The organism is Oscillatoria sp. HE19RPO (assembly GCF_024220515.1).
Classification (GTDB): Bacteria; Cyanobacteriota; Cyanobacteriia; order Cyanobacteriales; family Laspinemataceae; genus Laspinema.
In genome coordinates this window covers 1-1,519 of sequence record NZ_JAMXOT010000167.1, presented here as the reverse complement: position 1 = coordinate 1,519, position 1,519 = coordinate 1, and the positions used below count along the sequence as shown (strand labels likewise).

Below are 1,519 nucleotides of genomic sequence, written 5' to 3'. Positions count from 1 at the left end.
AGGGATCATCAACACGCCGAACCAGCCGATGTAAAGGCGGTTTTCGGTAGAAGCGACCCATTCGCAGAAGCGGTCCCACAGATTAGCGCTTTCGCGCTGCTGTAAAGTGGTGGTCATAGTTTTATGATTGCTATTTGGTTGTCGAGGTAGTTATGATGTTTTTAGATTAACGGGTTTGTAACGGTTTGTAAAGGGGTTTTAACCACAGCAATCCTGATGAGCGTGATAAGCGGAGATTATCACTGTGGGATTCGGAGCCAACTGGACAATCTGTGTTGACATTGTGTGTACAAAATCCTAATATTATTTAAGGATGGGTCGGCATCAATCAAGTCGCCTTATCCTGAGATCTTGCACCATTCTCAACACCCGGCGGGGGTTAAAACCCCCGCCGGGTGTTGCAACAGGTCCAAGATCTCAGCTTATATGAATGTCGCTGCTAGGTTGAAAATTATGTCTCGCTCAGAATTTGAAGACTTATCTTGCCAGACTCGTGATGTAACGATCAACATCCGAGCCACTCAGAGTCAGAGGGATCTCATTGATCAAGCCGCTCACATCCAGGGAAAAAGCCGGTCCGAGTTCATGCTTGAATCAGCCTATCAAAAAGCCCAAGATGCCTTGCTAGACCGGACTTTTTTTGGGTTAGATGAGCAAAAATATCAGGAATTTGTCGCCCTGCTGGATGCACCTCCTGGGCCAAACGCCAAGTTACACCATCTCTTAAGCACTAAATCTCCGTGGGATTAGATAGCGACGCGCTTCGCCCTCCGGAAAAACTGAATTCGTCCCATCAAATTGAGACCTTTGACTCAGGAAACAGCCCGCTCAATGACTGGCTCAAACGCCGTGCGTTAAAAAATGAAGCTGAGGGGGCTTCCCGAACTTATGTTCTCTGCGCGGGGGACGTAGTGATTGCATATTACTGTCTTGCAAATGGGGCCGTGGCACAAACCACAGCAACGGGTCGAGTTCGGAGGAATATGCCGGATCCGATTCCGGTGATGGTGATTGGAAGACTGGCGGTCGATCGCCACTGGCAAGGCAAAGGAATCGGGAGTGCACTGCTACGAGATGCCATTCTTCGGACCCTGCAAGCGGCTGAAATTGCAGGAATTCGGGCAATTCTTGTTCATGCGATTTCGGAAGATGCCAAGCAGTTTTATGAAAAGTGTGGATTTACTGCTTCTGAGCTTGATCCGATGACACTAATGGTGACAGTTAAAGATGCGATCGCCGCCCTGGGTTAGTCAGGCTCAAACATAACCAGGACTTACCCATGAACCCTAAATCTGTAGAGGCGATTCGCGAATCGCCTCTACAGATTTAGGGTCCGCTCAGAAAATATGCGGAACTCCTGATCACCTATATTTCAATGCTTAGGGAGTCCAAAAAAATAAATTATCCAAGTTCTGCGGTGAAAAACTTGACTCTTCAGCCTGCGTAGGCAGGCTTTGTCCGTATAGCCCCACCCTTGAGGGTGTGGGTTTTGGGTATTTTATTTTTTGGAGTTCCCTTA

At 48.0% G+C, this 1,519-nt stretch carries 2 protein-coding genes and 1 pseudogene; 2 read left to right on the top strand and 1 reads right to left on the bottom strand.

All coding sequences use genetic code 11. The features are described 5' to 3' along the window. Positions 1-117, bottom strand: a pseudogene (locus NG833_RS16050) (photosystem II q(b) protein); the annotation flags it as partial. A 336-nt stretch (positions 118-453) separates the two neighbouring features. Here NG833_RS16050 and NG833_RS16045 point away from each other — a divergent pair. Together NG833_RS16045 and NG833_RS16040 are read left to right on the top strand one after the other, a co-directional pair. Then, positions 454-750 (top strand): DUF1778 domain-containing protein, encoded by a 297-nt coding sequence (locus NG833_RS16045; RefSeq protein ID WP_254566293.1) that lies wholly within the window; start codon positions 454-456, stop codon positions 748-750. Further along, positions 741-1,250 carry a GNAT family N-acetyltransferase gene (locus NG833_RS16040; RefSeq protein ID WP_254566292.1) on the top strand — a complete coding sequence of 170 codons (510 nt, stop codon included), beginning with the start codon at positions 741-743 and terminating at the stop codon, positions 1,248-1,250. Before NG833_RS16045 ends, NG833_RS16040 begins: the two co-directional genes overlap by 10 nt. The last annotated feature ends 269 nt before the right edge of the window (positions 1,251-1,519 follow it).

Bases quoted from the DNA above. Each gene is read 5' to 3' on its own strand.
- NG833_RS16045 (WP_254566293.1), top strand. From the start codon at position 454: ATGTCTCGCTCAGAATTTGAAGACTTATCTTGCCAGACTCGTGATGTA.